General features: G+C 59.4%; 24 protein-coding genes. 1 reads left to right on the top strand and 23 read right to left on the bottom strand.

The window, feature by feature from the left end:
- Positions 1-190: 190 nt before the first annotated feature.
- The 8 genes from OO258_RS03760 to OO258_RS03725 all read right to left on the bottom strand — a co-directional run bounded on the left by OO258_RS03760 (position 191) and on the right by OO258_RS03725 (position 8740).
- Positions 191-1546: a sigma-54-dependent transcriptional regulator gene (locus tag OO258_RS03760; RefSeq protein ID WP_266028904.1), complete on the bottom strand. Its 1356-nt coding sequence runs from the start codon at positions 1544-1546 to the stop codon at positions 191-193.
- Entirely contained in the window at positions 1546-2763 is a 1218-nt protein-coding gene (locus OO258_RS03755) for a sensor histidine kinase (protein WP_266028903.1), read from the bottom strand. Before OO258_RS03755 ends, OO258_RS03760 begins: the two co-directional genes overlap by 1 nt.
- Before the next feature lie 219 nt (positions 2764-2982).
- The gene (gene fleQ, locus OO258_RS03750; protein WP_110743612.1) at positions 2983-4458 is read right to left on the bottom strand and encodes a transcriptional regulator FleQ; all 1476 of its coding nucleotides are present in this window, start codon (positions 4456-4458) and stop codon (positions 2983-2985) included.
- A gap of 354 nt (positions 4459-4812) precedes the next feature.
- Positions 4813-5190, bottom strand: a complete 378-nt coding sequence (locus OO258_RS03745) for a flagellar protein FliT (RefSeq protein ID WP_266028902.1) — start codon at positions 5188-5190, stop codon at positions 4813-4815.
- Positions 5187-5585 carry a flagellar export chaperone FliS gene (gene fliS, locus OO258_RS03740; protein ID WP_266028901.1) on the bottom strand — a complete coding sequence of 133 codons (399 nt, stop codon included), beginning with the start codon at positions 5583-5585 and terminating at the stop codon, positions 5187-5189. Before fliS ends, OO258_RS03745 begins: the two co-directional genes overlap by 4 nt.
- Positions 5586-5679: 94 nt before the next feature.
- On the bottom strand, positions 5680-7080 hold the full coding sequence (gene fliD / locus OO258_RS03735) for a flagellar filament capping protein FliD (protein ID WP_266028900.1): 1401 nt from the start codon (positions 7078-7080) through the stop codon (positions 5680-5682).
- A 94-nt stretch (positions 7081-7174) separates the two neighbouring features.
- A complete protein-coding gene (locus OO258_RS03730) occupies positions 7175-7528 on the bottom strand; it encodes a flagellar protein FlaG (RefSeq protein WP_266028899.1) in 354 nt (117 codons plus the stop codon).
- A 75-nt stretch (positions 7529-7603) separates the two neighbouring features.
- Positions 7604-8740, bottom strand: a complete 1137-nt coding sequence (locus OO258_RS03725; protein ID WP_266028898.1) for a flagellin — start codon at positions 8738-8740, stop codon at positions 7604-7606.
- Between the two features lie 180 nt (positions 8741-8920).
- Between OO258_RS03725 and OO258_RS03720 the strand changes: the two genes are divergently transcribed.
- Positions 8921-10624 carry a tetratricopeptide repeat protein gene (locus OO258_RS03720; RefSeq protein ID WP_266028897.1) on the top strand — a complete coding sequence of 568 codons (1704 nt, stop codon included), beginning with the start codon at positions 8921-8923 and terminating at the stop codon, positions 10622-10624.
- Positions 10625-10672: 48 nt separating this feature from the next.
- On the opposite strand, the gene OO258_RS03715 is transcribed toward OO258_RS03720, so the two are convergent.
- The 15 genes from OO258_RS03715 to cheR all read right to left on the bottom strand — a co-directional run bounded on the left by OO258_RS03715 (position 10673) and on the right by cheR (position 26434).
- Positions 10673-12262 carry a class I SAM-dependent methyltransferase gene (locus OO258_RS03715; RefSeq protein WP_266028896.1) on the bottom strand — a complete coding sequence of 530 codons (1590 nt, stop codon included), beginning with the start codon at positions 12260-12262 and terminating at the stop codon, positions 10673-10675.
- Positions 12263-12486: 224 nt separating this feature from the next.
- Positions 12487-13419 (bottom strand): ketoacyl-ACP synthase III, encoded by a 933-nt coding sequence (locus tag OO258_RS03710; RefSeq protein ID WP_266028895.1) that lies wholly within the window; start codon positions 13417-13419, stop codon positions 12487-12489.
- A 267-nt stretch (positions 13420-13686) separates the two neighbouring features.
- Positions 13687-15255, bottom strand: a complete 1569-nt coding sequence (locus OO258_RS03705; protein WP_266028894.1) for a flagellar hook-associated protein 3 — start codon at positions 15253-15255, stop codon at positions 13687-13689.
- 11 nt (positions 15256-15266) lie between these two features.
- Complete coding sequence (gene flgK, locus OO258_RS03700; RefSeq protein ID WP_266028893.1) at positions 15267-17315, bottom strand: flagellar hook-associated protein FlgK; 2049 nt, start codon at positions 17313-17315, stop codon at positions 15267-15269.
- A gap of 10 nt (positions 17316-17325) precedes the next feature.
- Positions 17326-18495, bottom strand: a complete 1170-nt coding sequence (flgJ, locus tag OO258_RS03695) for a flagellar assembly peptidoglycan hydrolase FlgJ (RefSeq protein WP_266028892.1) — start codon at positions 18493-18495, stop codon at positions 17326-17328.
- 37 nt (positions 18496-18532) lie between these two features.
- On the bottom strand, positions 18533-19642 hold the full coding sequence (locus OO258_RS03690; protein WP_266028891.1) for a flagellar basal body P-ring protein FlgI: 1110 nt from the start codon (positions 19640-19642) through the stop codon (positions 18533-18535).
- A gap of 12 nt (positions 19643-19654) precedes the next feature.
- Entirely contained in the window at positions 19655-20350 is a 696-nt protein-coding gene (flgH, locus tag OO258_RS03685) for a flagellar basal body L-ring protein FlgH (RefSeq protein WP_266028890.1), read from the bottom strand.
- Positions 20351-20404: 54 nt separating this feature from the next.
- A complete protein-coding gene (gene flgG, locus OO258_RS03680) occupies positions 20405-21190 on the bottom strand; it encodes a flagellar basal-body rod protein FlgG (RefSeq protein ID WP_236198238.1) in 786 nt (261 codons plus the stop codon).
- Positions 21191-21261: 71 nt separating this feature from the next.
- Positions 21262-21999: a flagellar basal-body rod protein FlgF gene (gene flgF, locus OO258_RS03675; protein ID WP_266028889.1), complete on the bottom strand. Its 738-nt coding sequence runs from the start codon at positions 21997-21999 to the stop codon at positions 21262-21264.
- A gap of 213 nt (positions 22000-22212) precedes the next feature.
- The gene (locus tag OO258_RS03670; RefSeq protein WP_236198240.1) at positions 22213-22401 is read right to left on the bottom strand and encodes a hypothetical protein; all 189 of its coding nucleotides are present in this window, start codon (positions 22399-22401) and stop codon (positions 22213-22215) included.
- Positions 22401-23699, bottom strand: a complete 1299-nt coding sequence (flgE, locus tag OO258_RS03665) for a flagellar hook protein FlgE (RefSeq protein ID WP_266028888.1) — start codon at positions 23697-23699, stop codon at positions 22401-22403. Before flgE ends, OO258_RS03670 begins: the two co-directional genes overlap by 1 nt.
- 27 nt (positions 23700-23726) lie before the next feature.
- The gene (flgD, locus tag OO258_RS03660; RefSeq protein ID WP_266028887.1) at positions 23727-24422 is read right to left on the bottom strand and encodes a flagellar hook assembly protein FlgD; all 696 of its coding nucleotides are present in this window, start codon (positions 24420-24422) and stop codon (positions 23727-23729) included.
- A gap of 12 nt (positions 24423-24434) precedes the next feature.
- Positions 24435-24878 (bottom strand): flagellar basal body rod protein FlgC, encoded by a 444-nt coding sequence (flgC, locus tag OO258_RS03655; RefSeq protein ID WP_266028886.1) that lies wholly within the window; start codon positions 24876-24878, stop codon positions 24435-24437.
- Between the two features lie 2 nt (positions 24879-24880).
- Positions 24881-25291, bottom strand: coding sequence for a flagellar basal body rod protein FlgB (gene flgB, locus OO258_RS03650; protein WP_266028885.1), 411 nt, complete (start codon positions 25289-25291; stop codon positions 24881-24883).
- 315 nt (positions 25292-25606) lie between these two features.
- Positions 25607-26434, bottom strand: a complete 828-nt coding sequence (cheR, locus tag OO258_RS03645) for a protein-glutamate O-methyltransferase CheR (protein ID WP_110743631.1) — start codon at positions 26432-26434, stop codon at positions 25607-25609.
- Between the last annotated feature and the right edge of the window lie 21 nt (positions 26435-26455).

Genomic DNA, 26455 nt, shown 5'->3' with positions numbered 1-26455 from the left:
CCTACGTAAAGCAACAAAGGTGCCAGCCTTGGCAACTAAAGCGTGTGCCCAGGTGTTGGCCACAAAGGATGCAGCGCCTGTGAGATCGAGCGCTGAAGATGCCATGCCGAGCACCTGGCAACCCTGATGCCATAGCCAAAAACCCTGGAATCTCCCCAAGGAACCGCGCTGCAGCGGAGTGCGCTGTTCCTCAGCCGAACAGGCTGGCCTCGACGTCGAACCCGGCATCACGCATCTGCGCCAGCTTGTAACGCAAGGTGCGCGGGCTGATTCCCAGGCGCTCCGCTGCCTCCTTGCGGCGGCCCCGCTCGGCGCGCAGGGTGTCGATGATCATCTGGTACTCGTGGCGACGCATGTCATCGCCCAGCCCACCCACTTCGGCGGCCACTTCAGGTGATGGCTCGATGCCAGCTGACAATGGAATGGCACCCGCCAGACAAAAATCCGCCGCCTCGATCACCCCGCCCTGCTGCAGGATCAGCGCCCGCTGCAGGGCGTTGTCCAACTCGCGAACGTTGCCCGGCCAGGCATAGGCTTGCAGGCAGGCCCGCGCCTGCGGCGACAGGCGCACCGGGGCGTGCCTCATCTTGGCCACGTGTCGCGCCAGCAAGCGCTCGGCCAGTTGCAGAATGTCGCCCGGGCGCTCACGCAACGGTTGCCAGGCCAAGGGGAACACCGACAGGCGGTAGTACAGGTCTTCACGAAAACGGCCGGCCGCCACCTCACCCGCCAGGTCACGGTTGGTGGTCGCCAGCACGCGGATATCCAGGCTGATCGGCTTGCGCCCACCTACCCGCTCCACTTCGCGCTCCTGCAGCACACGCAGGAGCTTGGCCTGCAAGGCCATGGGCATTTCCGAGATTTCGTCCAGCAGCAAGGTCCCGCCTTCGGCCTGCTCGAACTTGCCAGCCTGGGCAGCGATGGCGCCGGTGAACGCGCCCTTCTCGTGGCCGAACAGGGTGGCTTCGAGCATGTTGTCGGGGATCGCCGCGCAGTTGATCGCCACGAATGGCTGCGCTGCCCGTGGCGATTGCTGATGAATGTACCGCGCCAGCACTTCCTTCCCGGTACCGGACTCCCCGGAAATCAGCACGGTCGAATCACTGCGCGCCACCCGCGCGGCCAGCTCCAGCAACTGTCGGCTGGCCGGCTCGCAGGCTACCGGGCCCTCTTCACCCGTCACCCGCCCGGCGGCATGCCGCTCGACGAGGCTGAGCAGCGCCTTGGGCTCGAACGGCTTGACCAGGTAATCGGCAGCGCCCTGGCGCATGGCCTCGACCGCACGCTCGACGGCGGCGTGCGCGGTCATCAACAGCACTGGCAGCTGTGGTCGCTGGCGGCGCAACTGGCTGAGCAACTGGTGCCCGTCCATACCGGGCATGTTCACATCACTGACCACCAGGCTGAAGGTGTCATCCTGCACCGCCTCCAGCGCTTCTTCGGCGGAGCCAACGGCCCGGTAGGCAAAGCCGCCGATTTCCAGGGTGTCGCCCAGCGCCTGGCGCAGTACCCGGTCGTCCTCGACCAACAGCACATTGATTGCCATTACGCGCCCTCCGCCAGCTGCCCGTCGATCAGCGGCAACTCCACCCGTACGCAAGTGCCTCGACCGATTTTCGAACGCAGGCTGATCACGCCTTGGTGCGCACGCACCACAGCCTGGACCACCGCCAGCCCCAGGCCGGTGCCCGTGGCCTTGGTGGTCAGGAACGGCTCACCCAGGCGCGCCAACAACTCGGCGTCGATACCGCTACCAGCATCACTCACGCACAGGTGCAAGGTGCGCTCGCGGCGGAACAGGTGCACTTTCAAGCGCGCCGAGCCATCGCTGGCTTGCAGTGCATTCTCGATCAGGTTGAGCAAGGCGCCGACCAGGGTGTCGCGGTTGCACAGCAGTTCACCCAGATGGCTGTCGCACTGCCAGCGCACGGCATGGCCTTGCACATGTGCCTGCGCTGCCTGCTGCAGGGCCTGGAACAAGGCTTTTGGGGTAACTCGGTCACCCAGTGGCAACTCACCACGGGCGAACACCAGCATGTCACGCACCTGGTGCTCCAGTTCGTGCAGACGCTCCTTCAGGGTGCCAGCGAAGCGTTGGCGGGTTTCTGCGCTCAGTGGTTGTTCGCTGTCGGCCAGGTGGCTGGCGTAGAGCATGGCGGCCGACAACGGTGTACGGATCTGATGCGCCAGCGAAGCGACCATGCGGCCCAATGACGACAGGCGCTCGTGGCGCGCCAGCTGGTCCTGCAGGCGACGGGTTTCAGTCAGGTCGTTGAGCAGCACCAGTTGGCCGGGTTCGGCATCCAGCGAACGGGTGGCGATCGACAGGCGGCGACCATCGCGCAGCGAGACCTCATGACCGTCATCCTTGCGCGGCGCAAAGCTGCGGGCAATCACCAGGCGCCAAAGCTCACCGATCAGCGGCTCGCCGAGCAGTTCGCAGGCAGCCGGGTTGGCTTCGCGCACAAGGCCTTGGCCATCGATCACAATCACGCCGCCAGGCAACAGGTCCAGCAGGTTTTGCAGGCGGTTGGCCAGGCGCTCCTTTTCGCTGAGTTCGTCGATGCGCTGGGCGCTGACCACGGCCAGCTCGCCCTTGAGTTCACTGACCCGGGCTTCAAGCAGGCTGTAGGACTGGCTCAGCTGGCTGGACACCTGGTTGAACAGGGCGAAGGCGTGCTCGATACCCTGACGGCTGTCCTGCTCGACCGGGGTATGCCCCTGCTGATCGGGGGCTCGGGATAGGTGGGCGACCTGGGGCATCGTGCTCTCTCGCGTGGCTGACCGTCATAAAAACGGTGTGATGCCAGCGGTGTAGCAATAGACGTGCCGGAGATAGGGATTTGGGTTGGATGTGGGATTGGGTCAGGGCGGAGAAGGGTTCGCCGTGCGTTTTGTTGCGCCTGGGAGATCGCGCGCCGCGCGGGCGGCGCTCGATCCCCGCCCAAACGCAAATCCCCAGGCGAACACCCCGCCCAAACATCAATCCTCCGCCTGCTCCTCACCGCCTTGGCGGCTCATGCCGTACTTGCGCATTTTCTCCACCAGGGTGGTACGGCGAATACGCAAACGTTCAGCCGCGCGCGCAACAATACCATTGGCATCATCCAGCGCCTGCTGGATCAGCCCCTGCTCCAGGCTACCCAAGTAGTCCTTAAGATCGAGGCCTTCCGGTGGCAGCATGGCATGGCTGCTGAAGTCGGGCGCGTGACCGTTGATCGCCACCCGCTCCTCCAGGTCGCTGCGCAGGCTGTCCACCATCTGCTCGTCTTCGTCATCGACGTAGCGGAATTTCTTCGGCAGCTCGGACACACCGATCACCCCGTACGGGTGCATGATCGCCATGCGTTCGACCAGGTTGGCCAGCTCGCGCACATTGCCCGGCCAGCCGTGGCGGCACAGGGACATGATCGACGCCGAGTTGAAGCGGATGGAACCGCGCTTCTCGTGCTCCATGCGCGAGATGAGCTCGTTCATCAGCAGCGGAATATCTTCTACCCGCTCACGCAGTGGCGCCATCTCGATGGGGAATACGTTCAGGCGGTAGTACAGGTCTTCGCGGAAGGTGCCGTCCTCGATCATGGTCTCGAGGTTCTTGTGGGTCGCCGCAATGATGCGCACGTCGATGCTCTGGGTCTTGTTGCTACCGACGCGCTCGAAAGTGCGCTCCTGCAGCACGCGCAGCAGCTTGACCTGCATCGGCAACGGCATGTCGCCAATTTCGTCGAGGAACAGGGTGCCGCCGTTGGCCAGCTCGAAACGCCCGGCACGGCTGGTGATCGCCCCGGTAAAGGCGCCTTTCTCATGGCCGAACAGTTCGCTTTCCAGCAGCTCGGCCGGGATTGCACCGCAGTTGACCGGCACGAACGGCGCTTCACGGCGCTTGGAGTGGTAGTGCAGGTTACGCGCCACCACTTCCTTGCCGGTGCCCGATTCACCCAGGATCAGCACGCTGGCGTCGGTATCGGCCACCTGCTGCATCATCTGCCGCACATGCTGGATGGCCCGGCTGGTGCCGACCAGGCTGCGGAACAGGTTGGGCTCGCGCTGGCGACCGCGCTCCCGCGCCTGGTCGTACATTTCGCGGTAAACCTGGGCACGGTGCAGCGAATCCAGCAGTTGGCTGTAGCTTGGCGGCATTTCCAGATTGGAGAGCACCCGGCGGCGAAGGTCTTCCGGCAGTTCGGCAGAAGAAATTTCACCTAAAAGCAGAACCGGAAGGAACTCATCCCAGGTAGCCACTGTCTTAAGCAGCCCAAGAAGGTTGCCCGGAGCATTTACGGTGCCGATGAGCACGCACAGCACTTCGCGGCTCGAGGACAATGGCTCGACCGCCTGCTGCCAGTCATTGCTGGCACATGCGAGGTTTTCTTCGCCGAGGAAGTTCAGCACCACCGCAAGGTCGCGGCGGCGCGCGCTGTCGTCATCGATCAGCAGAATCTTGGTTTCACGCCACATGCAATAGCAACTTCCCTAGTCATATCGGCGCCCTGCAGGGGCGTGCTCGACATCATTCCGACTGAATGGTCAGTGTTCGGACGTCTGAAATTCGAAAACAGCCACTAGTAAAGTCAAAAAGGCTCATGTAGTCAAATTTATGGCGCACATAAATTTACAAATGAGCTGCCGACTGACAGTGATGGTATACCATGACAGCGGCTTGAGCTTAGCGCGACAGGCGAATTCTCTCACGAAATTGAGGCAGCTGCCGCCCCGATACCCCGGCAGCGGACACCGCTCACAAAAAAAACCGACCGAACGGTGACGCAGATCAATTCAGTCGAGCTCGCTCAACCGGAGAGCTCGATGCACTCAAGCACCGGGGCTAGAAAAGAGATTGTAGATCTTGGCCTGGCTGGCTGACTTCCGGAACTCGGATACTTCCCTGGCGATTGCCTGGCGGGCCTGACTGGCATCCGCAACCAGTGAGCGGTAAATTTCCAACAGCGCTTCCAGATCTGCTTGCACCTGCGCACGGTCTAGACTTGGCTCGCTCAACACGGCCTCGACACATGCCCGGCACTCGATATCCAGCACGCTTACGGCCTCCCAGTCTTCCCTGGCCAACGCATCAGCCAACGCAACGCGAGAAGCGTTAACGCGCTGCGAAACCGAGATCGCACCCTCAGCCCCCACCTGCGCGGAGGCACCTGAGACCTGGGTATCTGCGCCCCCGTCATTCTGACTCATGACACCTCCGCTGCCTGCTGAGCGATACCATCCCAACCGATCTTCAGCTCTAGCAGTACCCTGGTCACCTCATCCAGAATCCGGGGGTCGCTGGAGCGATTTGCCTCAACCAGACGACGCATCATGAAATCATAGAGGCGCGCATAATCCATCGCCAACTGCCCACCCTGCTGGAAATCAAGGCTTTCGCGCAGCCCGGCGACGATCCCCATGGCCTTGGTAATCAGCTTGGCTTTTTCCAGGTGCTCCCCCCGCTCCATGCTTCCACGCGCCTGAGCGATACGGCTCAAGCCGCCTTCCATCAGCAACTGGATCAACCGATGTGGCGAAGCGCCGTGGATTTCCGACTGGGTGTTCACATTCTGGTATTGCCGAAGCGCGGCCATACGGTTCATTACGCTGCCCCTATCAAATATTTTTGGCGATGATCGCCATTGAAAAGTGTATCGGCCCAAGGGCGCCGTTCTTTAACCCCAGGGCCGCAGCGACCTACGAATCCTCAGAGCTGGCGTTGTTCAACGCGTTCAAGGTCGTCATCACGCTACTGCTCGTCGATTTGAGCTGTGCGATCAACGTATCCATCGCGTTGTACTTGGAGTACATCGTCGCTTCGTATTTAGTGATACGGCGATCAAGTGCGGTCTGCTGCTCAGCCAGATCAGACAGCGTGTCGTTCAACGTGTCAGTGCGCTTGTCCAGCAAACCGTCATCAGCAACGTACAGATCCAGCGCCGAGGACATACGGGTCAGCAGGCCACCCGACCCCGTGAAGAATCCCTCCACCGAGGCAGCGTTTGTTTCCAGCGCAGCGTCGAGCTTGTCCTCATCGACGGCTAGAGTTCCGTCGTTCTGGGTCGAAACGCCCAGCTGCGACAGCAACTTGATCGTTCCGCCATCGGTTGAGCTGCTGATCAACTGATTGCGCAGGCCGCTTACAATATTACGGACCGACGAGTCACTGGTCAGCGCCGCAGCCGAGGTTGTCGCATTACCATCGTCATCCGTGGTGGAGGTCACCTTGGTCAACGATTTGATCGACGCCATCAGGGTGTTGTAGGCATCCACGAAGGTGTTGATGGACTCCTTCAAACCGTCGGTGTTGGTATCGACCGTGATCGTGGCTTTTGTATCATCTTCCAGCAAGGTGAACTCGACGCCACTGATTGCCGTCGTGATCTCGTTGGTGGCACTTTTCATCGACAGACCGTCGATGGTGTAGACCGCATCAGCAGCCGGAGCGACAACATAACCGCCGACATCGTCAGAGGCCTGGGTACCCGCACCATCGATTGTCAGCGCCGTCAACGCATCGGTGCTGGAGGTAATACTGATGTCAGTGCCTTCACCTGTCTTGGTGGAGCTCAGCACCAGTCGCTGGCCTTCCGAATCGGAAATGATGTTGGCCGTGATACCGCTGGATTTCAGCTGGGTGTTGATGCTGTCCCGAATATCCGACAGCGAAGCCCCAGCGGCCACCTTGACGGTGGTTGCGGCGCCAGACCCCTGCTTGACGCTTAGGGTCCCAGCCTCGAACGTAGTGCCGGTATCGATGTAACGCGTGGCAACCTTCGAGCTGGTGGCGATCGAAGTCGTCTTGATAACGTAAGTACCCGTGGCAGCACCGGCACCCACCTTGGCTGTCAACGCCTCTTCATTGGACGATTTGGCGGTCAACCCTGTGAACGAGCTGTTTTCGCTCAAGTCTTCCATGGCGGTCTGGAATTTTGACAGCGCGCTTTTCAGCGTTCCGATAGCCGACAGCGTCGTGCTGGCTGACGTAGTCGCCTTATCGATCTGGCTTTGCTTTGGCGCTTTTTGCGCGCTGACCAAGGCCGATACGATCGTGTCGATGTCGTACCCCGACCCGACTCCATTAATGGAAGTGCCCATTATTCAGACTCCCTTAAAATTTGACGCTCAACGCTGTGCAGCAGCGGATTTCCGACGCCTTTGGAAGTAGGCATACAAAATCCGCGCCACGTCCTCAGGCCTCGACGTTCAGCAGCAGCCCATCGGCATCTTTCAGGTTTTGCGCCAGCTTAAGCGCAACCTCCGAAGGAATCTGCCGAATGACCTCACCGGTTTCGCTCGCAATGACTTTGACCACGGTCTGCCCGGAGCCTTCGTCAATGGAAAAATCGAGATTGCGGTGCGAGGCCTGCGCCAGGGAACGAAGCCCCTCTACCGCCTGGTTCAACGCGTCTGCCGAATATGCAGTTGCGTCGCTTTGCGTTGCTGCAGGTGCGCTTGCAGCGGCCTGCCGACCGGCTACGGAGCCGACCGTTGGAGCGCTGGCGGCATTGCCTGCGGCAGCGTTCACATTGAGATTCACGTCCATAGACCACACCTCTCAAGCGAAAAGCAAGAAAGGGCGCGATGCGCCCCTTCTCGACTATCGGCCGTCAGGCCAACCTTATTGCAGCAGCTTCAGTACGGCGGAAGGCAGCTGGTTGGCCTGGGCCAGTACTGCAGTGGCCGCGGACTGCAGGGTTTGCTGCTTGGTCATCTCGGCGGTTTCTGCCGCGAAGTCCACGTCCTGAATGGTCGACAGTGCCGCGGTGGCGCTTTCGGCAACGTTCTGCAGGTTGGTGATGGTGCTGTCCAGACGGTTCTGGATGGCACCCAGAGCGGAACGCTGAGTGTCGATCTGCTTCAGGGCACCGTCGATGACCTGGGTGGCGATCTGAGCGGAAGCTGCATCGGAGATGTTCAGCTTCTGCACGGTCGAAGAACCGGTGCTCGCGGTGGTGATGGCGGCTACGGCGGTAGAACCACCGATTGCGCTTACCGAAGCAATGTCATCACCCGAAGTCAGGATGATACCGGTGCCGGCCGAGTTCATAACAGCAGTTACGCCGCTGATGTTGGTGTTGATGGCGCTAACCACGTCGGACAGCGACGAGTTGGAAGCGATCTCGACGTCCACACCACCAATGGTGAGGGTACCGCCAGCGGTGATAACGTCACCTTTGGCAGCGACAACCGAGTTAACCGACAGGGTGGCCAGCGACGCAGTACCTTTCAGGGCGCTAGCCCCCATGTCGCTCAGGGTGAAGCTGACAGTTTCGTTGGCGTTGGCGCCTACCTGGAAGGTCAGGGTACCGGCGTTGCCAGCAGTACCGTCCAGCAGGTTGATACCCGAAGTACCGCCACCGAAGGTGGTGGTCTTGGAGATACGAGTCAGTTCGGCGGTCAGCGACTTGAACTCTTGGTTCAGTGCACCTTGGTCTTCAGCACTGTTGGAGCCGTTAGCCGACTGCAGGGACAGTTCACGCATACGCTGCAGGATGCTGGTCGACTCTTGCAGAGCACCTTCAGCAGCAGTAGCGATGGAGTTGGCATCCTGGGCGTTCTTGATGGCGACGTTCAAGCCGTTGGTCTGACTAGTCAGACGGTTGGAAATCTGGGAGCCCGCTGCGTCGTCCTTGGCACTGTTGATACGCAGACCAGTCGACAGACGGGTCATCGAGGTAGTCAGAGAGTCGGACGCTTTGGTCAGGTTCTTTTGAACCGACAGGGAGGCGATGTTGGTGTTGACGGTAAGAGCCATGACAAGATCCTTGCATTTGGGCTAACGGGGTGGAGTTCTAAAGCGGTGTGGTTGCCGTTCAACGCACCCCGCAGAACCTTCACTAGGGTTATCGTCGTCATGGCCAGTGGCTTTAATTTTTTTTTTCGCCTTTCTGCGCCATCCACTCGACAAGGCTGATTTCCCCACTGTCGCCACAGCGTGGCCCTCTTCTTGCTTTACACCAGGATTAGTCAAAACACCGACACCCGCCCAGGATCCCGGAAGCCCATGCAATCAGAATACGCAGCGGTCAAGCGCATCGGCAAAGAGCTGCAGCTCGCTGAGAAGAAGCAAGATTTCACAGCGCAGATTCGACTCTATCAACAGTTGTTGCACATCACGCCGAATCTGGCCGAAGGTCATGCCCAACTGGCCCATCTCTATTTCGAGCAGGGCAACGAGGCGGATGCGGCACCTCACGTTAAGCAGGCGTTGCAGCAGGCACCGAGTGAGGGAGTGGATAAAACCCTCTTCCCACACCTGTATGAAAGTGCCCAGTTCAAGGCAGATGTGGCACTGGCACGCCGTTGGTATGAGGCCCACCGCACCTTGCGCCGCTTCAAGCTGCTGTATCAGGCACTGGAGAGCAGTGCCAGAACCAGCGAACTGGAGTTGCTGCTGGTCGATGCCCTAGAGCGCTTCACCCATCCGAAGGAGCAATCGCAGACCCTGACGCTGCTGGGCCAGCTCTACTACGGGCAAGCAAAATTCCACGATGCGGTAGGCTGTTATCAACTTGGGCTGGAGATGACACCCGACAACACCACGCAACTGCTCAATCTTGCGGTGACCCTTGAACAGCTAGGCAGATACGCCGAGTCTCTGCCCTACTACAAGCGCCTGCTGGCCCTTGAGCCTGAACATGCCTCAGCGCACAACAACATCGCAATCAACCTGCTCAAACTCGGCGAGTTCGAAGCCGGATGGGAGTACTACGAATGGCGCTGGCCAGCCGTGCAGCCCGAGCACTACCATGAGTTCGCCATCCCGCGCTGGACAGGCGAACCATTGAACGGCAAGACGCTGCTGGCCTGGGCCGAACAGGGTATTGGCGATCACATTATGTTCGCCAGCATGCTCAGCGAGCTGCACCAGGTGGCCGAGCACCTGCACTACGAGATCTATGCCAGGCTCGACACACTGTTCAAACGCAGCTTCCCCCACATCAACTTTGTGCGCCGGGAACAACAGGGTGAACAGGACCTGGCGGGCAAGAAGATATTCCAGCAAAGCTGGCCGAAGAGCGATTACCAGATTCCGATCGGCAGCTTGCCATCCATCTTCCGCAAGTCGCTGGACAGCTTCCCCCGACAGCAGAGCTACCTGAAAGCAGACCCTCAAGAGACACAAATGCTTCGGGATGACTATCGCAAGCTGTTCCCCGGCAAGCGCCTGATTGGGGTTTCGTGGCGCGGCGGGAAAACGCTGTTCACTGAGATGCAAAGCCGATTGATTGCATTCAAACATCTGGCCCAATTGGCTGCATGCACGGATGTGCAACTGATTGACCTGCAGTACGACACCTGCGCATCCGAACGCGAGGAGGCAGCACGACACGGTGTCCCGTTACACCATGATCCTCGCATCGACGCCCGCCTTGACATGGACAAGCAAGCCTCGCAGATCAGCGCATTGGATGCCGTGGTGAGTATCGACAACACCACCGTCCACTTAGCTGGCGCCCTCGGCGTGCGCACCTTCGTCTTGCTCCCCACCAACCCGAGCTGGCGCTGGGGCATCAAGCCGGGTCGCAGCTACTGGTACCCCAGCGTGGAGATGATTCGTAACCGTGAATTGCTGGACTGGGAAGCGGCCATCGCCGAAGTGGTACGAATGCTCAAGGCTGAGCACATCATCGCCTGACGATCGGCGATTAAACGGCCCCCGCCTACGGGGGCCGCTTACTACCTGTCAGTCCAGACGTTTGAAGACGCAGAACCCGCGGTTGATCACACCGTCGTCCTGCAGCCTGCCCTTGTAGAGCAGGAAAAAGCCTTGCTCGTAGAACGCAGCCATATTGGTAAAGAATTGGGCATCGTTGCGCACCAGATCGTTGCTCTCGATCACCACGATACCGCCAGGCTCCAGCATGTCCTTCAGGTCAGCCACATAGCTAGCCATAGGCTTACCGATCCACACGTGCACGGCAAACGAGAAAATCAGGTCGAACTTGCCTGGGTTACTGTTACGGTAGTCTTCAAACGAAGCGGTCAGGAACTCGCAATTATCCGCGGCGTGATAGCTCGCCAGGCGCTGACCGATCTGCACCAGCGATTCATTGATGTCGAACCCGACATAGCTGCCGACACTTTTTGATACTTCGATCCCGAAACAACCAATGTTGCAACCAATATCAAGCACCCGGGCCTGCGGGCTCAGCCAGCGACTGAGGGCATACTTTTCGACACGATGAAGTGTCGGCCGCTGCCCCGGCATGCTCCAGCCTTCATGCCCCTGATAGAGCTCCCGCTTACGACCAAATTGCTGAGCTTGGGCAAAGAAGATCGCATAGACCTCAAGCAAACACGCCAGCCATTTATCATCTTTTACTGGCACGCCCGGTGTAGCGAAGTAGCACAATACCTTGGCACCATCGCCGACAGCGAGCGTTTCGCGCACAGCGCACTCGGCAAATACTTCGATCACATCAGCACTGTTGGGCGTCACCGCTCGACGGAACAATACGGGTACATGCTTACCCTGATAGTGTACATAACCGGTGTAATACCAGTACCCGACCCGCGCCTTTGGGATGTGCTCGTAACCTTGTGGATACACCACTTCCGCGCCCGCCTCATAGAACGCAGGTGCGACAGCCTGAGCAACATCATCGAAGTCGAACTGCAGCGAAAGATTCAGCGTGCCCGGTTCAATGCGCGACCAACCACAATGCGCCAATATACCGTCGACGCGTTCTGGATTAAGTTCCAGCAGTTCACGCTCGCCAGGTGGGCCTTCGGCCGACTTACTGGAACGAGAGAACACCACGGCACTACCGCAATAATATTCACTGCCCGCACTGCGCTTGTTCAGCAGCATTTCCAACTGCGCACTCACAGCACTGATATCGCCTTTGGGTTGATAAGCCGACAGGCTACCAATCCAGTGGTAAGCCTCGTCCAGATCACCGGCATACAGGGCCAGAGTCGCCAGAGAACGGCGAGCGGGAGCATGGCGCGGCTCAAAAGCAACAGTGGTCAAGAAGCAGTCACGAGCCGCAGCATGCTCACCACGACGGTTCAGCAATTGCCCCCAGAAGAAATTGGCCGCCATGTCCTGCGGCGCACCCTCCCAGGCCTCTCGCAGATAAGGCTCGGCCAGGAAGTCATGCCCTTGCTGAAGAAGCGCCGAACCCAGCGCAACCTTCACCGCCAAATCGTCAGGCTGCTGATCAGCCAATACGCGGTATTGTGCAATCGCTTCATCGACGTAGCCGTCACCATGCATCTTTTGCGCATGGGCGAAGCTCGCCTCATAAGCGGACGATGGATTCCCAGTCATTTAAAACCTCGGCAAGAATGGCTGAAGCGAGGATACTTGGCCCTCGCATGCATGTGCTTAACTGTTCGCATCTCTACTGAAAGACGCATTGTTGACAGCTAACCCCTTATTGCAAAAAGAGGGCCAAACCAAGCTGAGCGCAATAAAGAAGTGCCGCCTACAGGCAAGTTACAGCCGAAAAAAAACCGCTCGGCTGAGCGGTTTTTCCATGACCACGGGAACGCTCAGCCACGACGCTCGATAATGGCCGACCCCCACGACAGCCCCACGCCAAACCCACTGATCGCTACGCGATTCCAGCTCGAGTCGAACATGTGCTTTTCCAGCAGCAAGGCAATGCTCGAGGACACGGTATTCCCGGTCTCGACCATATCCTTGACGAACTTCTCCGGCTGCTCTTCGTCGAAGCGCCGCGCCACGGCATCAACAATAGCCGCACTGCCTTGGTGGATGCAGAAGGCATCGATATCGCTGGCCTGCAGATTAGAGTCGCCCAGCAGCTCCTGCAAATGCGCCGGAACTTTGACCAATGCAAAGTTGAATACCTGGCGGCCATTCATGAAGAAGGTGCCATCGGAAACCTTGAGATGCGGAGCCCCGGAGCCATCAGTGCCGAATTTCGACTTGCCGAGTACCCAGGCAGGGTCTTCGCCCATCCAGGTGGCTGTGGCGGCATCGCCAAACAGCATGGTGGTATTGCGGTCTTCAGGGTCGACAATCTTCGAATAAGGGTCAGCCGTGATCAGCAAGCCGTTCTTCAGGCCCGCCGCCTCCATGAAACCCTTCATCGCATACAGGCCGTAAACGTAGCCCGAGCAACCCAGCGAGATGTCGAATGCCGCAATGGTCGTAGGCAAGCCAAGCTTGCTTTGCACAATTGCAGAGGTGTGTGGCAGCCCCTCTTCATCGCCGTTCTGGGTAACGACGATCAGCGCATCGATAGAATCCGGGTTCAACTGCGGGTTATTCGCGAACAGGTTTTTGACTGCCTCGACACACAGGTCGGAGGTTTCCTGGTCATCATCCTTGCGCGGCAGGAAAGCCGAGCCGATCTTGCCTAGGATGAAGGCATCATCCTTGCCGAATTTTGCACCTTGGGCGTAATTATCAAGGCCGGCTGAGGGCACGTAGCTCGCTATGCTTTTAATGCCAATCATTCTGGCTTCCCAATACTGAATAGCTGATGATCACCGCTCGCCTGAACCGAGGGGTGCCTGAAAAACTGGCCACATTAACCGGGGCTGGCACAAGCCACAATACACCCGCAGCCTGAGCCAGCCTGCACGTTACAGTGAAGATGCGCGTTTTGACCCGTGGGTCACAACTGAAAATGGGACGTCACATCCGAACACTAAGATACAAAAAAGCCGAATCGAGCGCTGCTTTTAAATGAAAAAGGCAGCGACTCGACCCGGCCCTGATGGTTAGAGCTTGTCGAACAGGCTGAGTTGCGAGATGCGTGAAAACGCAAGCTGAGCGGCTTGCAGCATGGTTTGCTGCAAGGTCAGCTGAACGCTGGCTTCAGCCATGTCGGTGTCTGCGATGGTCGATTGGGTAGCGGCGTTGACCAGGCCCAGGCTGGAATTTTCAGTCGACTGGATTTCCAGGGCATTGCCACGTGCACCGATCGAGCCACGGACGATGTCGATCTGATCGCTTGCCGAGTCGAGGTTGCCGATAGCAGACGCCACCGCATTGGTGATGGACAACGAGGTAGCGCCATCGGATGTGGGTGTGTTCAGCGCATTCTTCAATGTGGCGAGGGTATTGAGAACGTTCTGGTTCTCGTGCGAATCAGCCGAAATATTGAACTGGTCGCCTGCCGCCGGCGTACCCGCCACATTCAACGTAACCCCCGCGACCGTAACCGTGGAACCGGTCAACGTGCCTTGACCGATGACCTTGCTGGACTCGCTAAGCGGTGCAGCATAGACCTCATAGGCCGTGTCACTGGTGAACTTGATGACCGCCCCCCCATCAGGGAAACCCGCCGCGTATGCCTGGGCATCGGTCACGCTGCCACCGGTAACCTGCGCGGTCGAAGTATTGCTCGGCAGGCGCGAGGACGTGATGCTGTCCGGGACACTGGACAGATTGAAGCTGTACTGGCTGACCAGGTTATCGGCATCTGCCGCCTGCTCTTCATCCAGCGTCACGTTAACCGCGTATTCCACACCGCGGAAGGTGAACGCTGTACCCGCCTCGTCATCCGGGTCAATGATGCCGCCCGTGCTGGTCTCGGAGGTGACATCATTACCTGCCCCATCGGTCACGGTGAACTCGGTGCTGCTGGTGAACGTGACGGTGTAGGGCTCACCCGATGTAAAGGTGCTGTTGTAGCTGCGCGCCGAGGTCAAGGTGCCCGCAGACAGCGTCAGCACGCCGCTGTCTGGAGCAGGCGTGACTTGTGCCGTCTGGGTGCGGGAAACATTGGTGGCCTGCTCGAAGATGCTGTAGCCGGTGTCATTGGTAGCAATGCTCAGGGTGTCGGAGACTTGCAGGCTGAGCTGTGTCTGATCCCCCTGATAGGTATAGGTGCCGTCGCTGTTGCGTACATAAGGCTGAGTCGTGCTCTTGGACCCGGCAAAGATGTAATTGCCGTTGGAGTCCTTACTGTTGAGCAAGCTGAAGACCGTGTCTTCGATCTGGCCAATCTCCCCGGCGATGGATGCCCGGTCTTCATCGGACAACCCACCACTGCCTGCACGCAACGCCAACTCACGCGCGCGCTGCAACGAGTCGGTCACACTGCTCAGAATCGACTCTTCGTTGTTCAACGCGTTGTTGATGGTGGTGATATTGCCGCTGTACTGATCTAGCATGGCGCTCTGCTGCTGCAGCTTGAGCAGCTTGGCAGCGCCGACGGGGTCATCCGCTGCGGTCTGGATACGCGTCCCCGACGAAATCTGCTCCTGGGTCTTGGTGACCGAGGCAAACGCCTTGGAGTAGCTGGTCGTGCTGTTGGCAAAGTACTGGCCAGTAGAAATACGCATGATCGCCCTCCTTACAGACTGCTGATCAGAGTTTGGAAAATTTGCTGCGCCGCTTTGATGATCTGCGACGAGGCGGTGTAGTACTGCTGGAACTTGACCAGACCGGCGGCCTCTTCATCCAGGCTCACGCCGGATAACGAATCACGGCTGTCAGTGGCAGACGTCAGTACCGCAGTGGTTGCCGTGGAATCAATCGATGCCTGGCTGGACAACGCCCCGACACCCTCTACCAGCGTTGCATAGACACTCGTGATACTCATGCCGGTGTTCGTGCCGCCGACGCCGACGGTATTCGAGGTTTGCAGCGCCAGCACACTCTGGGCGTTGCGATTGTCAGTGGTGCCGGCACTGTTGAAGGACACGCTGTAGGTATCATTGGTCGCAGGCGACCCGCTCACCGTCATTTCGAAGCTATAGGTCATGGCGTTGCCGTCGGCATCGGTCATGGCGTTGCCGTCATCATCGAGCATCGGGACGGTGATGCTGAGGGTATTGTCCTGGTTCGGCACGATGGTCCCGCTGCCAATACTCACACCCTGGGCGTTATAGACGGTATAGCCTTGGGTGCCGGCGCTGGCGCTGCCAAACACCAGTTTTACGGGGCTGGCATTTTCGATACCGCTTTGCTGCTGCGCCAGCTCAGTGCCACCGTAGATGTCCAGCTCGCTGGTCAGGTTCGGCAGGCTGAACGTTCCGGTGCCACTGTTGCTCGACCCCGCCACACCACCCAGCGCGCCGGCGAAGGCCAGCTTGTTGTAGTCCGTCATGACCGTGGCGATGTTGGTGGCACCGGTCTTGGTAGGAATCACCTTGAAGCTGTCACCCTGCGCCAGGCCGCCGCCATTGAGTGCCAAGCTGAAACCATCGATGACCGGCGCCGGGTCATCATCAAGGCTGAACGACCCCATGCTGGTGCCGTCCGAGCGCGTCACCGTGTAGTCTGTGTCGCTGGTGAATTTGACCTCGTAGTTGTACGCCGTCAGCACACTGGAGTCTTCGATGGTGACGTCCAGGTTGCCAGAACCTGCGCTGTTGCTGGCCGAGGCCAGGCTCCGCTGACTGATCGCGGCGGCGCTGTTGATGCTGGAAAACAACATCGAGCCAAAATCGCCATTCAGGTCCAGCCCCTGGCCCAGCTGGCTGTTGACAGTATCACTGACCACAATGGCCATACGCCCCAGCTCGTTGAGCGCAGGGTTGAGCACGTCCTCGCGATAGCGCAGCAGACCGCCGATCTCGCCCCCGCTGGCAACCGACGTCACGTCAGTGCTGTAGTTCTGATAGTGGATGACAAGGCTGTACTGGGAGGGATCAGTGGTGCTCGCCTGGGCCGACAGGGCATTTGAAGTATTACCCGTCACCAACGCTTGGCCGGTACCCAGGAAAACGTCATAGCTGCCATTGGTCTCTTGTACGGTGACGCCAACCAGCTCGTTCAGTTGGCGGACGGCCTCGTCACGCGCATCCAGCAAGCTGTTCGGCTGCGTGCCATTGGCCGAGAGGGCAACGATCTGCTGGTTGAGTTTTGCAATCGACGAGGTAATTGAATTGACCTGCCCCGTCAAAGTGGTCAACTGCCCATTGATGCTGCTGTTCTGCTGAGTCATCTGCGAAGCGATCGAATTGAATCGATTGCTCAGGGTTTGTGCCGAGGTCATCAACAGCTGGCGCGATGCGGTGTCGCTTGGCGCTGAGGACGCAGTCTGCAAGGCACTGAAGAAGGACGAGAGCACACTGGTAATGCCGGTGGTGCTGTCCGAAAGCAAGGAATCAAGCGAGGAGACCTGCGAGGCGTAGGTGCTGGCCTCCGAACTGAGCGAAGTGCTGGAGTTGACCTGTCGCTGCAGGAACTCGCTGTAGATGCGGCGGACCTCCGACAGCGTAGTGCCACTTCCGACATAACCGGCCCCACCAATGCTTTGCAAGGCCCCTGCCGAATTCACCGTTTGCTGGCGCGAATAACCCGACGTCGCCACGTTGGTGATGTTGTTACCGGTAGTCGCCAATGCACTTTGGCTGACCGACAAGCCGGAAAGCCCTATAGAGATCAGATTCGACATACTTCAAGCCTTATAAAGTCGTTTGATTGCCGTTGGCTGCAAATTGCTGGTATTTGTCGAGCTGCCGGGCGATGGCGGTAATCTTCCGCGCATAGTTCGGATCGGTGGCGTAGCCAGCCTTCTGCAACTCACTGGCAAACTGTTCCGGGTTATCGGCAGACTTCACCACATCTTGATAGCGATCGTTGTTCAGCAACAGGCTGGCCAGGTCATGGAAACTTTCGCTGTAGGAGCCATAGGCACGGAATGCCGCTGACTCCTTGACCATCTGGCCATCGCGAAACTCGCTGGTGACTGCCCTGGCCTGGTCACCCTGCCAGCTACCCGTGGCCTTGATATTGAAGAGGTTGTAGCTGCTGCTGCCATTTCCCTGGCGCAAGATCGACTTGCCCCAGCCTGTCTCCAGGGCTGCCTGGGCCACCAGCATTTTGGGGTCGACGCCTATACGCTGTGCAGCATCCTGGGCCATGGGCAGCAAGGTGGCGACAAACTCGTCAGCGCTGGCGAAGGCGCTTTTGCCAGGTGCCAGCGGCACTTGCACGGTACTGCGCTGACCGCCCGCCAAAAGCTCCGCAAAGGCCGGCGAGCGAGTCCAGTCACCGTATCCGCCATCACCCCCCGCAATGGCCGTCGCAGTACCGCCGGCACGACGCAGGCTTTCGGCTGGCGCACTGGCTCCAGCCCCCGGCACGATCCCGGCCAGCAGACGGTCAGCGAGTTTGCCCGGCAGTGAAAGACGTCGTTGGTTAAGCATGGCCACGTCACTGCGAGGTTCAGCCGAGGCCTGCCCTTCCACTGCTGTATCGCGCACCGCACCAAGGGCATGTCCGCCAGCGGCCGGGCGATTGAACGGGTTGGCGCCTGGCCGCGCTGATGTGCCTTTGGACAATTGGCGCATCAGGACATCCTGCAGGCCGATCCCTCCACCTTGCTTGGACAAACTGACCGACAACTGCTGGTCATACATTTCCTGGTACTGCTTGGTGGTCTCGGTATTGAGCGGATTGTCCTTGGCCAGCACGTTGTTGGCAGCACGCATGGACTTGAGCATCTCACTGACGAACAGCGACTCGAACTCCTGCGCAACCTTGCGCAGGTTGGCTTCGCTATCGCGATCACCCACTTTCAAGGCGTTGAGCCGGTTGAGGTCGGTGTAGGCGCCGGTGTCCACCGTTTTCATGAGCAAGCGCTCCAGTACTGGTCCATGTCACCCGGCCTCAGATCACGATAAGGTCGGCCTGCAAAGCGCCGGCCTGCTTGAGTGCTTCGAGAATTGCCATCAGGTCGCCAGGCGCAGCCCCCACCTGGTTCACTGCCCGGACGATTTCATCCAGGGTGGTACCGGGGCCAAACTTGAACATTGGCTTGGCTTCCTGCTCGGCATTCACGCGCGAGCGCGGTACCACGGCGGTTTGGCCGTTGGAGAACGCCCCTGGCTGGCTGACGATCGGGTCTTCGGTAATGGTCACGGTCAAACTGCCGTGGGTGACCGCAGCCGGTGAAACCTTGACATTCTGGCCAATGACGATGGTGCCAGTGCGCGAGTTGATGATGACCTTGGCCACGGCCTGGCCCGGGTCGATTTCCAGGTTCTCGAGAATCGACAGGTAGTCGACACGCTGACTTGGGTCCATGGGTGCACTGACGCGTACCGAGCCGCCATCCACCGCTTGAGCGACCCCAGGTCCGAGCAAGTCATTGACCTTGTCGACAATACGCTTGGCCGTGGTGAAATCTGGCCGGTTGAGGTTCAGCGTAAGGCTGTTGCCCTGGTTGAAACCGCTCGGCACGGCACGCTCTACGGTTGCGCCGCCCGGAATACGGCCTGCCGAAGGCACGTTGACCGTTATCTTGGAGCCGTCACGCCCCTCGGCATCGAAGCCCCCGACCACCAGGTTACCTTGCGCGATGGCGTAGACGTTGCCATCGATACCTTTGAGCGGGGTCATCAACAGACTGCCGCCACGCAGGCTCTTCGAGTTACCGATCGAAGACACCGTGATGTCCACAACCTGCCCCGGCTTGGCAAACGGCGGCAGATCGGCATGGATCGACACTGCCGCGACGTTCTTGAGCTGCACGGTACCGGTGCCGCTCGGCACCTTGATACCGAACTGCGCCAGCATGTTGTTGAAGGTTTGCAGCGTGAATGGCGTCTGGGTGGTCTGGTCACCCGTACCATTGAGGCCGACCACCAGGCCATAGCCGATCAGCTGGTTGCTGCGCACGCCGGAAATACTGGCGATATCCTTCAGGCGCTCGGCGTGCGCGTCGAACGCGCACAACATCACCGCACAAAGGGCCAGCATGTGTTTGAACTTGAGCATGGCGATACGCACTCAGAAAGGCCAATAAGGGCTCAGGAAGAACCGGTCGAGCCAACCCGGCTGGCTGGCATCGGCAAACGAACCGGTTCCTGAATACGTGATGCGCGCATCCGCCACACGGGTAGAAGACACCGTGTTGTCGGTTGCGATGTCATCGGCCCTGATCAAGCCCGCAATACGCACCAGTTCCTCACCGGTGTTGAGGGTCATCCATTTTTCCCCGCGCACCGAAAGAATCCCGTTGGGCAGTACGTCGGCCACGGTGACGGTAATTGAACCGGTCAGGCTGTTGCCCTGCGCCGCCTTGGCGTCACCTTTGGTGTCACGGGTGCCGCTGTAGGAGGCGTCGAGGCTGAGCGAACCGCTACCAAACGGGCTATTGGTCGACACGCCCCCACCGAACAGCGAGCTCAGGCCCAGGCTGGTATTGCTGTCCTTGCCAACCGAGGAGTTGGCACTTTTGCTGGCCGCCATCTTCTCGTTCAGCGTGATGGTGATGATGTCACCAACACGAAATGCCTTGCGGTCGCTGTACAGGTTCTGGTCGAAACCGGCCTGATAGATCGAGCCATTGTTCGCCGCCGCCGGCAGCGGTGTGCGCGGAAGCACCGGAGCGTAGTAAGGATCGTTGGGCTTGGCCGGGGGCGCTATGCAACCCGCCAACACAGAAGCACCAGCCACGGCGAAAAGGACAGACAAACGGTTCATGACAACGACCTCACGGTGCTACAGCTACTTCAGGGTACTGAATGATTCAGTGGATCAGAGGTTCTGCGTAACGAACGACAGCATCTGGTCGGCGGTAGAAATCACCTTGGAGTTCATCTCGTAAGCACGCTGAGTTGTAATCATGTTGACCAACTCCTCGACCGTGCTGACGTTGGAGTTTTCCAGGGTGTTCTGCAACGTCGTGCCGAAGCCGTTCAGGCCTGGCGTGCTGACGTTTGGCGCACCGCTGGACGCGGTTTCCAGGAACAGGTTGTTGCCAATTGCCTGCAGGCCGGCCGGGTTGATGAAGTCGGCGGTCTGCAGGTTGCCGATCACCTGCGCAGCCGCGTTGCCCGCGGTAGTGATCGAGACAGTACCGTCGGTACCCACGGTAAAGGTCTGCGCGTCTGCGGGCACCACGATGGCAGGCTCCAGCGCCAGGCCATTGGCGGTGACAACCTGGCCGTTGGAGTCCAGGTGGAACGTGCCGTCACGGGTGTAGGATATGGTGCCGTCAGGCTGGATCACCTGGAAAAAACCGCGACCATTGATGGCCATATCCAGAGGCTGGTCGGTGGTCTGCAAGCTGCCGGCGGTGAAGTTTTTCTGCGTGCCGACGATCCGCACACCGGTGCCCAATTGCAGGCCGCTTGGCAGTTCGCTGTCCTGGGTGGACTGCGCACCTGGCTGGCGCTTGATCTGATAAAGGAGGTCCTGGAATTCCGCACGGTCTTTCTTGAAACCCGTGGTGGAAACGTTAGCCAGGTTGTTGGAAATGGTCGTCAGGTTCATGTCCTGAGCGGCCAGGCCGGTCTTGCTGACCCAAAGAGCCGGAAGCATCTGAATTCTCCTTACGCAACAGCCCTGCGGCTGTCAGTGTCGAACAGGGTGTTTAATCGGGGCCGCCTGGGTCACATCTGCAGGACGCGCGCCATGGATTCGTCGTTTTCTTTCGCTGCGGTCATCATTTTGACCTGCAACTCAAACTGCCGGGACAGCGCCATGATGGAGGTCATTTCGTCAACGGCATTGACATTGCTGCCCTCCTGAAAGCCCGACACCACCTTGACCGTGGCATCCGCCGCGGCTGGCTGGCCGTCCCGTGTGCGGATCAAGCCATCCGTACCCTTGGTCAACGAGGCCAAATCCGGTTTGACCATTTTGATACGGTCCACTTCCGCCATTACCGCAGGGCTCTCGCCCAAGGAGCGAATGCTGATGGTGCCGTCCTGGCCGATTTCGACCTTTTCCTCGGGCGGAATGGCGATAGGGCCACCGTTGCCCAGCACAGCCAGACCACTGCCGGTGCGCAACACACCCAGCGCATCGATATTCAGGCTGCCAGTACGGGTGTAGGCCTCGCTGCCATCCGCCGCCTGGACTGCAATCCAGCCATCGCCATCGACCGCGACATCCAGTTCACGGCCTGTCTCGACCAGCGGGCCATGATCGAAATCAGTGGCCGGCCGCTCGGTCATGGCATAAGCGCGCGAAGGCAGGCTCTCGCCGAACACCGGCATTGAGCGCGCCTGCTCAAGGTCGCGCTGAAAGCCCATGGTCGAGACGTTGGCAAGGTTGTTGGCATGAGCTTTTTGTGCCAGCGCGTTCTGGCTGGCACCCGTCATGGCCACGTACAGCATCTTGTCCACTAGCACCTCCCTCGACGGACCACTGCCGCCACTTCTAATGGTTTTAGCTTTAGCAAGTCTCGGGCCAAAACCTCACACCTCGTCAAACCCCCGAATTTACGGGAGTTCGGCACCCTGGACTCCGCTGGAAGCCAAGAAGGGGCGCCGGCAATTCGGCACCCTCTTGCCGATTGGCGGCAAGGTGTTGACGCTTGAAAGAACGCCGCCTGGCGCTTAGCGGCAGGCGGCGTTACGGAAGGGGCCGGCAAAACGGATGAAATGCTTGCCGGGGTCGACCTGAGTGCAAATGAACACTCCGGTGCTGATGCTTTGGTACTTGTACCAGGGCGCCGGTGCCGCCAGCGGAGCTGCCAGAGGCAACCCGCATAGCAGCGCCAGCACCAGCCCAATAGCACGGCTCATCAGGTCATCTGGAGGATGGTTTGCATCAAGGTGCTTTCGGTGGAAATCGTCTTGGCGTTGGCCTGGTAGTTGCTCTGCGCCTTGATCAGATTGACCAATTCGGAGGTCAGGTCCACGTTCGAGTCTTCCAGAGCACCAGCGGTGATATCACCCATCACACCCGAGTTCGGCGCGCCAATCACCGGCACACCCGAAGCGTAGGACTCTTTCCAGCTGGTGCTACCCGACGGGGTCAGGCCCTGATTGTTGGCGAAGTTCGCCAGCGCAACCTGACCGATCACCTTGGACTGGCCGTTACTGTACGTCCCGAACAGATAACCGTCGGCGTCGATCGACAGCGAGGAGAGGCTCCCTGGCGCATAACCATCCACCACCTTGGCGGTCTGTGCCGATGTGGTGTTGTACTGGGTAGTTGCCGCAACATCCAGCAGCATGCCCCCGGAGGCCGGCGAAGCACCATTGGCAACCATGTCGCCATCCGCATTCTGATAAGCCGGAACCCAGTTCGTCAGGGTAAGCTTGCCCAGGCTGTCGACCGTAAAGTCGTCACTGGTGGAACCGACCAAGGCACCCGCAGAGCTGAACGAAAGGTCCGCACTGTAGGGCTCGGTAGACGAAGGATCGGCCGGGTTCACGCCATCCACGGTTACATACATGGACCATTCATTCGTATCTGTCTTCACGAAATACTGGTTCAGGCTGTGCTTGTTACCCTGGCTGTCGTAGACATCGGTCGCGAAGGTGTAGTTGTAGCTTTTCGAATTGGACGCATCGAACGGGCTTTCAGACGGAACCGTATCAGAAGAGTTGAGGTTGACGGTCTCAGTCAGGTTCGAGGTGGCTTTCGGCGAAACTGCGGCGGTACTGACGGTGAGATCGGTCAACACACCGGAAACCAAGTCACCATCGGCATTGACACCGTACCCTTGCAGGCGATTACCGTTGGCGTCGACGATATTGCCAGAACTATCAGTGCCGAATGCACCGGCGCGGGTGTACGAGTTCGAGCCGTTGTTGCTGGTAATGAAGAACCCGTTGCCATTGATGGCAAGGTCCAGGCTGGCGCCGGTGGTAGTGACATTACCCTGAGTGAACTGCTGCGAAATAGCCTGGGTACTGACGCCACTGCCGACCTTGTAGCGCCCACTCCCCAGGAACAACGAGTTGGCATACATATCACCGAACTCAGCCCGCGCCGATTTGAAGCCGGTAGTGCCCACGTTGGCAATGTTGTTGCCGGTGGTATTGAGGCTGGTGCTTGCAGCATTGAGGCCGCTAAGGCCGATGTTGAATGACATTGCGTGACTCCTGTGCCGATGAGCGGCTTACGATCCGATGGTTTTGACGTCCGAAAGCGCAACGCTCTCGCCATTCGCCAGGTTGAGCGTGAACGCACCTGCGGTGCTGCCAACCGTGACACTGCTGACCACCGAAGGCAGATACGTGGTTTGTGCAACGGCGGCACCGTCCACGGTGGCCTCGGCCTTGAACGTGTAGGTGCCAGCAGCTGCCGCCTCGCCGTCGTTGTCCGTGCCATCCCAAGTGAAGTTGATCGTCCCGGCACTCTGATCGCCGAGGTCGATGTTCTTCACAATGTCGCCGTCGGCGTCATACACCGTGACCGTCATGGACGAAGTCGACGAAGTGAGTTCGACCTGGCCGCTCAGACCGGTACCTGCTTCGATTGTGGCGGTGTCCCCTTCGGCGATCACTGTGCGACCGACAAGCGAGGAGGCCTGCAGAGCTTGGCTGGAGGTGTAGTTGCCAAGCAGGGTGTCAACGGTATCGTTGAGCGTTTGCATCGACTCAAGGCTACTGAACTGCGCCAGTTGAGCGACAAATTCCGAGTTGTCCTGCGGGTCGAGCGGGTTCTGGTTCTGCAGCTGGGTTACCAGCAATTGCAGAAACGTGTCCTTGCCCAGCGTCTCGCTGCTGGAGCCGGTTGTGCTGCTGCTATCACTCTTCAGCGAGTACTGCGAGTAGATAGAAGAGGCACTGGTGGTATCGGTCGTAGTCGTCATGAGCTATCCCTTTCACTGCCCCAGCGTCAGCACTTTCTGCATCATGCTTTTCGCGGTATTCATGATTTCCGCATTGGTCTGGAACGCACGGCTGGACGAAATCATATCGGCCATTTCCTCGACCACATTCACGTTGGGGTAATACACGTAGCCATCTTTGTTGGCCGCAGGGTTGCTGGGCTCGTAGCGCGCTTCCAGCGTGCTCTGATCCTCGACGATGCCTTTAACCTGGACGCCCTGCCCTGCCTCGCCCTGGTCTTCGAACAGCGACTGGCTGCCGCCGGCTTGCGCATCCTGGAAAGCGGTGGCGAACACCGGGTGGCGGGCGCGGTAAGTCTGATCGATGCTCGAGGACACGGTATCGGCGTTGGCGATGTTGGAAGCCACGGTGTTAAGGCGCGTGTTCTGCGCACTCATGCCGCTACCGGCAATGTTGAAGACACTGGAAAGGGACATGATCATTCTCCCCGCAGGGCGGAAACCAGCCCTTTGAATTTACTGTTGAGCAAGGTGAAGCTGGCCTGGAAGCCGATGGCGTTTTCGGTGTAGTTCGACTGCTCGATCTGCGCGTCCACGGTGTTCTGGTCGATCGAGGGCTGCAACGGCGTACGGTACTTGAGGGTATCGTCAGCCGCGACGGCGAGGCCTTCGGCTTCGATGTGCCGGCTGTTGGTACGGTCCATGGCGAAGCGCCCGCTTTGCTGCTTGCTGGTCTCGGCGGCGAGCACCGAAGAGAAGTCCATGTCACGCGCCTTGTAATTGGGCGTGTCGGCATTGGCGATATTGTTGGCCAGCACCTCAGCGCGCTGGGCGCGGAAGCCCAGAGCCTTTTCGTGGATACCAAGCGCCTTGTCGAAACTGATGCTCATGTCGGGGAAACCTTCGGAGGTTGACCGGAATTTCGTTGAGCTTGGTATAGCAAGGGCTGTGCCAACCCCGAAGAAGCCCCTGTTTATGGGGCTTGGCGGAATCGTACTGTCAGACTGATGCCAGAAAAGCGGCAAAGGCCTTCCGCCTGGGGCAGCGAAAGCGGCAATTGCCGGGCGGCAAAAGCGGCAAAACAAAAAATTGACGTCATTGTTTGGCGATAGACGTTTTTGGCGATAGACGTGTTTCGCCTGGAAGATCGAGCGCCGCGCGGGCGGCGCTCGGTCTCACAAACGCCGCCCACCTCCAGGCATACCTTACTTGGCCTGGTAGATGATCCCAGGGCTGCACTGCACCATCTGGTAATGGTCCGGCAAGCCGTTCAGCGCCTCCGAAGCACCAAGGAACAGGTAACCACCCGGCTTGAGGGTGCTGTGGATGCGCAGCAGGATGTCCCGCTTCACCTGCGCGGAGAAGTAGATCAGCACGTTGCGGCAGAACACGATGTCGAACTTGCCCAGGCTGGCATAGCTGTCCAGCAGGTTGAACGAGCGGAACTCAACGCGGCTGCGGATCGCCGGTTTGACCGCCCAGCGCCCCGGCCCCTTGGGGTCGAAGTAGCGCTGCAGACGCTCCTGCGACAAACCGCGGGCAATCGCCAGACTGTCGTACTCACCGGTCTTGCAGTTGGTCAGCATGGTGCCGGACAGGTCGGTGGCAACGATTTGCGCCCCCATCTTCAGCTGCCCGAGGTTGCTGCGCTCGAACTCGTCGATGGCCATCGAGATGGAGTACGGCTCCTGGCCCGACGAACAGGCCGCCGACCACATGCGCAGGCGCTGGCCGGGGTTGTTGCGGATGAACTCGGGAATGACTTTGTTCTTCAGCACCTCGAACGGGTAGGTATCCCGAAACCACAGGGTCTCGTTGGTGGTCATGGCATCGACCACCTGTTCGCGCAAGCCGCCGCGCGGCTGGGCCTGGATGCGCTGCACCAACTCGCCCAGGCTCTTGATGCCCTGTTGCTCCATCAGCTTGTTGAGACGGCTGGACACCAGGTACTGCTTATTTTCGCCCAGCAAGATGCCACAGGCTTTTTCCAGGAAGACCCGGAACTGTTCGAAATCCAAATTACCCGTAGACACTACTGCCGCCTCTTTTCAATC

This window comes from Pseudomonas sp. DCB_BI, assembly GCF_026240995.1.
In the GTDB taxonomy this organism is placed as follows: domain Bacteria; phylum Pseudomonadota; class Gammaproteobacteria; order Pseudomonadales; family Pseudomonadaceae; genus Aquipseudomonas.
Note: the sequence above shows the minus strand (reverse complement) of the source record. Positions and strands in the feature narration are given on the sequence as shown.

Coding starts and splice junctions, on each gene's coding strand:
- OO258_RS03730 (WP_266028899.1), bottom strand. CDS start 7,528: ATGGACGTGAATCTCAATGTGAACGCTGCCGCAGGCAATGCCGCCAGC.
- flgC (WP_266028886.1), bottom strand. CDS start 24,878: ATGTCCCTTTCCAGTGTCTTCAACATTGCCGGTAGCGGCATGAGTGCG.
- OO258_RS03760 (WP_266028904.1), bottom strand. CDS start 1,546: ATGGCAATCAATGTGCTGTTGGTCGAGGACGACCGGGTACTGCGCCAG.
- fliD (WP_266028900.1), bottom strand. CDS start 7,080: ATGGGCACTTCCATTAATGGAGTCGGGTCGGGGTACGACATCGACACG.
- flgK (WP_266028893.1), bottom strand. CDS start 17,315: ATGTCGAATCTGATCTCTATAGGGCTTTCCGGCTTGTCGGTCAGCCAA.
- OO258_RS03705 (WP_266028894.1), bottom strand. CDS start 15,255: ATGCGTATTTCTACTGGCCAGTACTTTGCCAACAGCACGACCAGCTAC.
- flgB (WP_266028885.1), bottom strand. CDS start 25,291: ATGAGCATCAGTTTCGACAAGGCGCTTGGTATCCACGAAAAGGCTCTG.
- fliS (WP_266028901.1), bottom strand. CDS start 5,585: ATGAACCGTATGGCCGCGCTTCGGCAATACCAGAATGTGAACACCCAG.
- OO258_RS03710 (WP_266028895.1), bottom strand. CDS start 13,419: ATGATTGGCATTAAAAGCATAGCGAGCTACGTGCCCTCAGCCGGCCTT.
- fleQ (WP_110743612.1), bottom strand. CDS start 4,458: ATGTGGCGTGAAACCAAGATTCTGCTGATCGATGACGACAGCGCGCGC.
- flgH (WP_266028890.1), bottom strand. CDS start 20,350: ATGAACCGTTTGTCTGTCCTTTTCGCCGTGGCTGGTGCTTCTGTGTTG.
- flgJ (WP_266028892.1), bottom strand. CDS start 18,495: ATGAAAACGGTGGACACCGGCGCCTACACCGACCTCAACCGGCTCAAC.
- flgG (WP_236198238.1), bottom strand. CDS start 21,190: ATGCTTCCGGCTCTTTGGGTCAGCAAGACCGGCCTGGCCGCTCAGGAC.
- flgD (WP_266028887.1), bottom strand. CDS start 24,422: ATGACGACTACGACCGATACCACCAGTGCCTCTTCTATCTACTCGCAG.
- OO258_RS03725 (WP_266028898.1), bottom strand. CDS start 8,740: ATGGCTCTTACCGTCAACACCAACATCGCCTCCCTGTCGGTTCAAAAG.
- OO258_RS03690 (WP_266028891.1), bottom strand. CDS start 19,642: ATGCTCAAGTTCAAACACATGCTGGCCCTTTGTGCGGTGATGTTGTGC.
- OO258_RS03715 (WP_266028896.1), bottom strand. CDS start 12,262: ATGACTGGGAATCCATCGTCCGCTTATGAGGCGAGCTTCGCCCATGCG.
- OO258_RS03755 (WP_266028903.1), bottom strand. CDS start 2,763: ATGCCCCAGGTCGCCCACCTATCCCGAGCCCCCGATCAGCAGGGGCAT.
- OO258_RS03745 (WP_266028902.1), bottom strand. CDS start 5,190: ATGAGTCAGAATGACGGGGGCGCAGATACCCAGGTCTCAGGTGCCTCC.
- flgE (WP_266028888.1), bottom strand. CDS start 23,699: ATGTCATTCAACATCGGCCTTAGCGGCCTCAATGCTGCAAGCACCAGC.
- OO258_RS03670 (WP_236198240.1), bottom strand. CDS start 22,401: ATGAGCCGTGCTATTGGGCTGGTGCTGGCGCTGCTATGCGGGTTGCCT.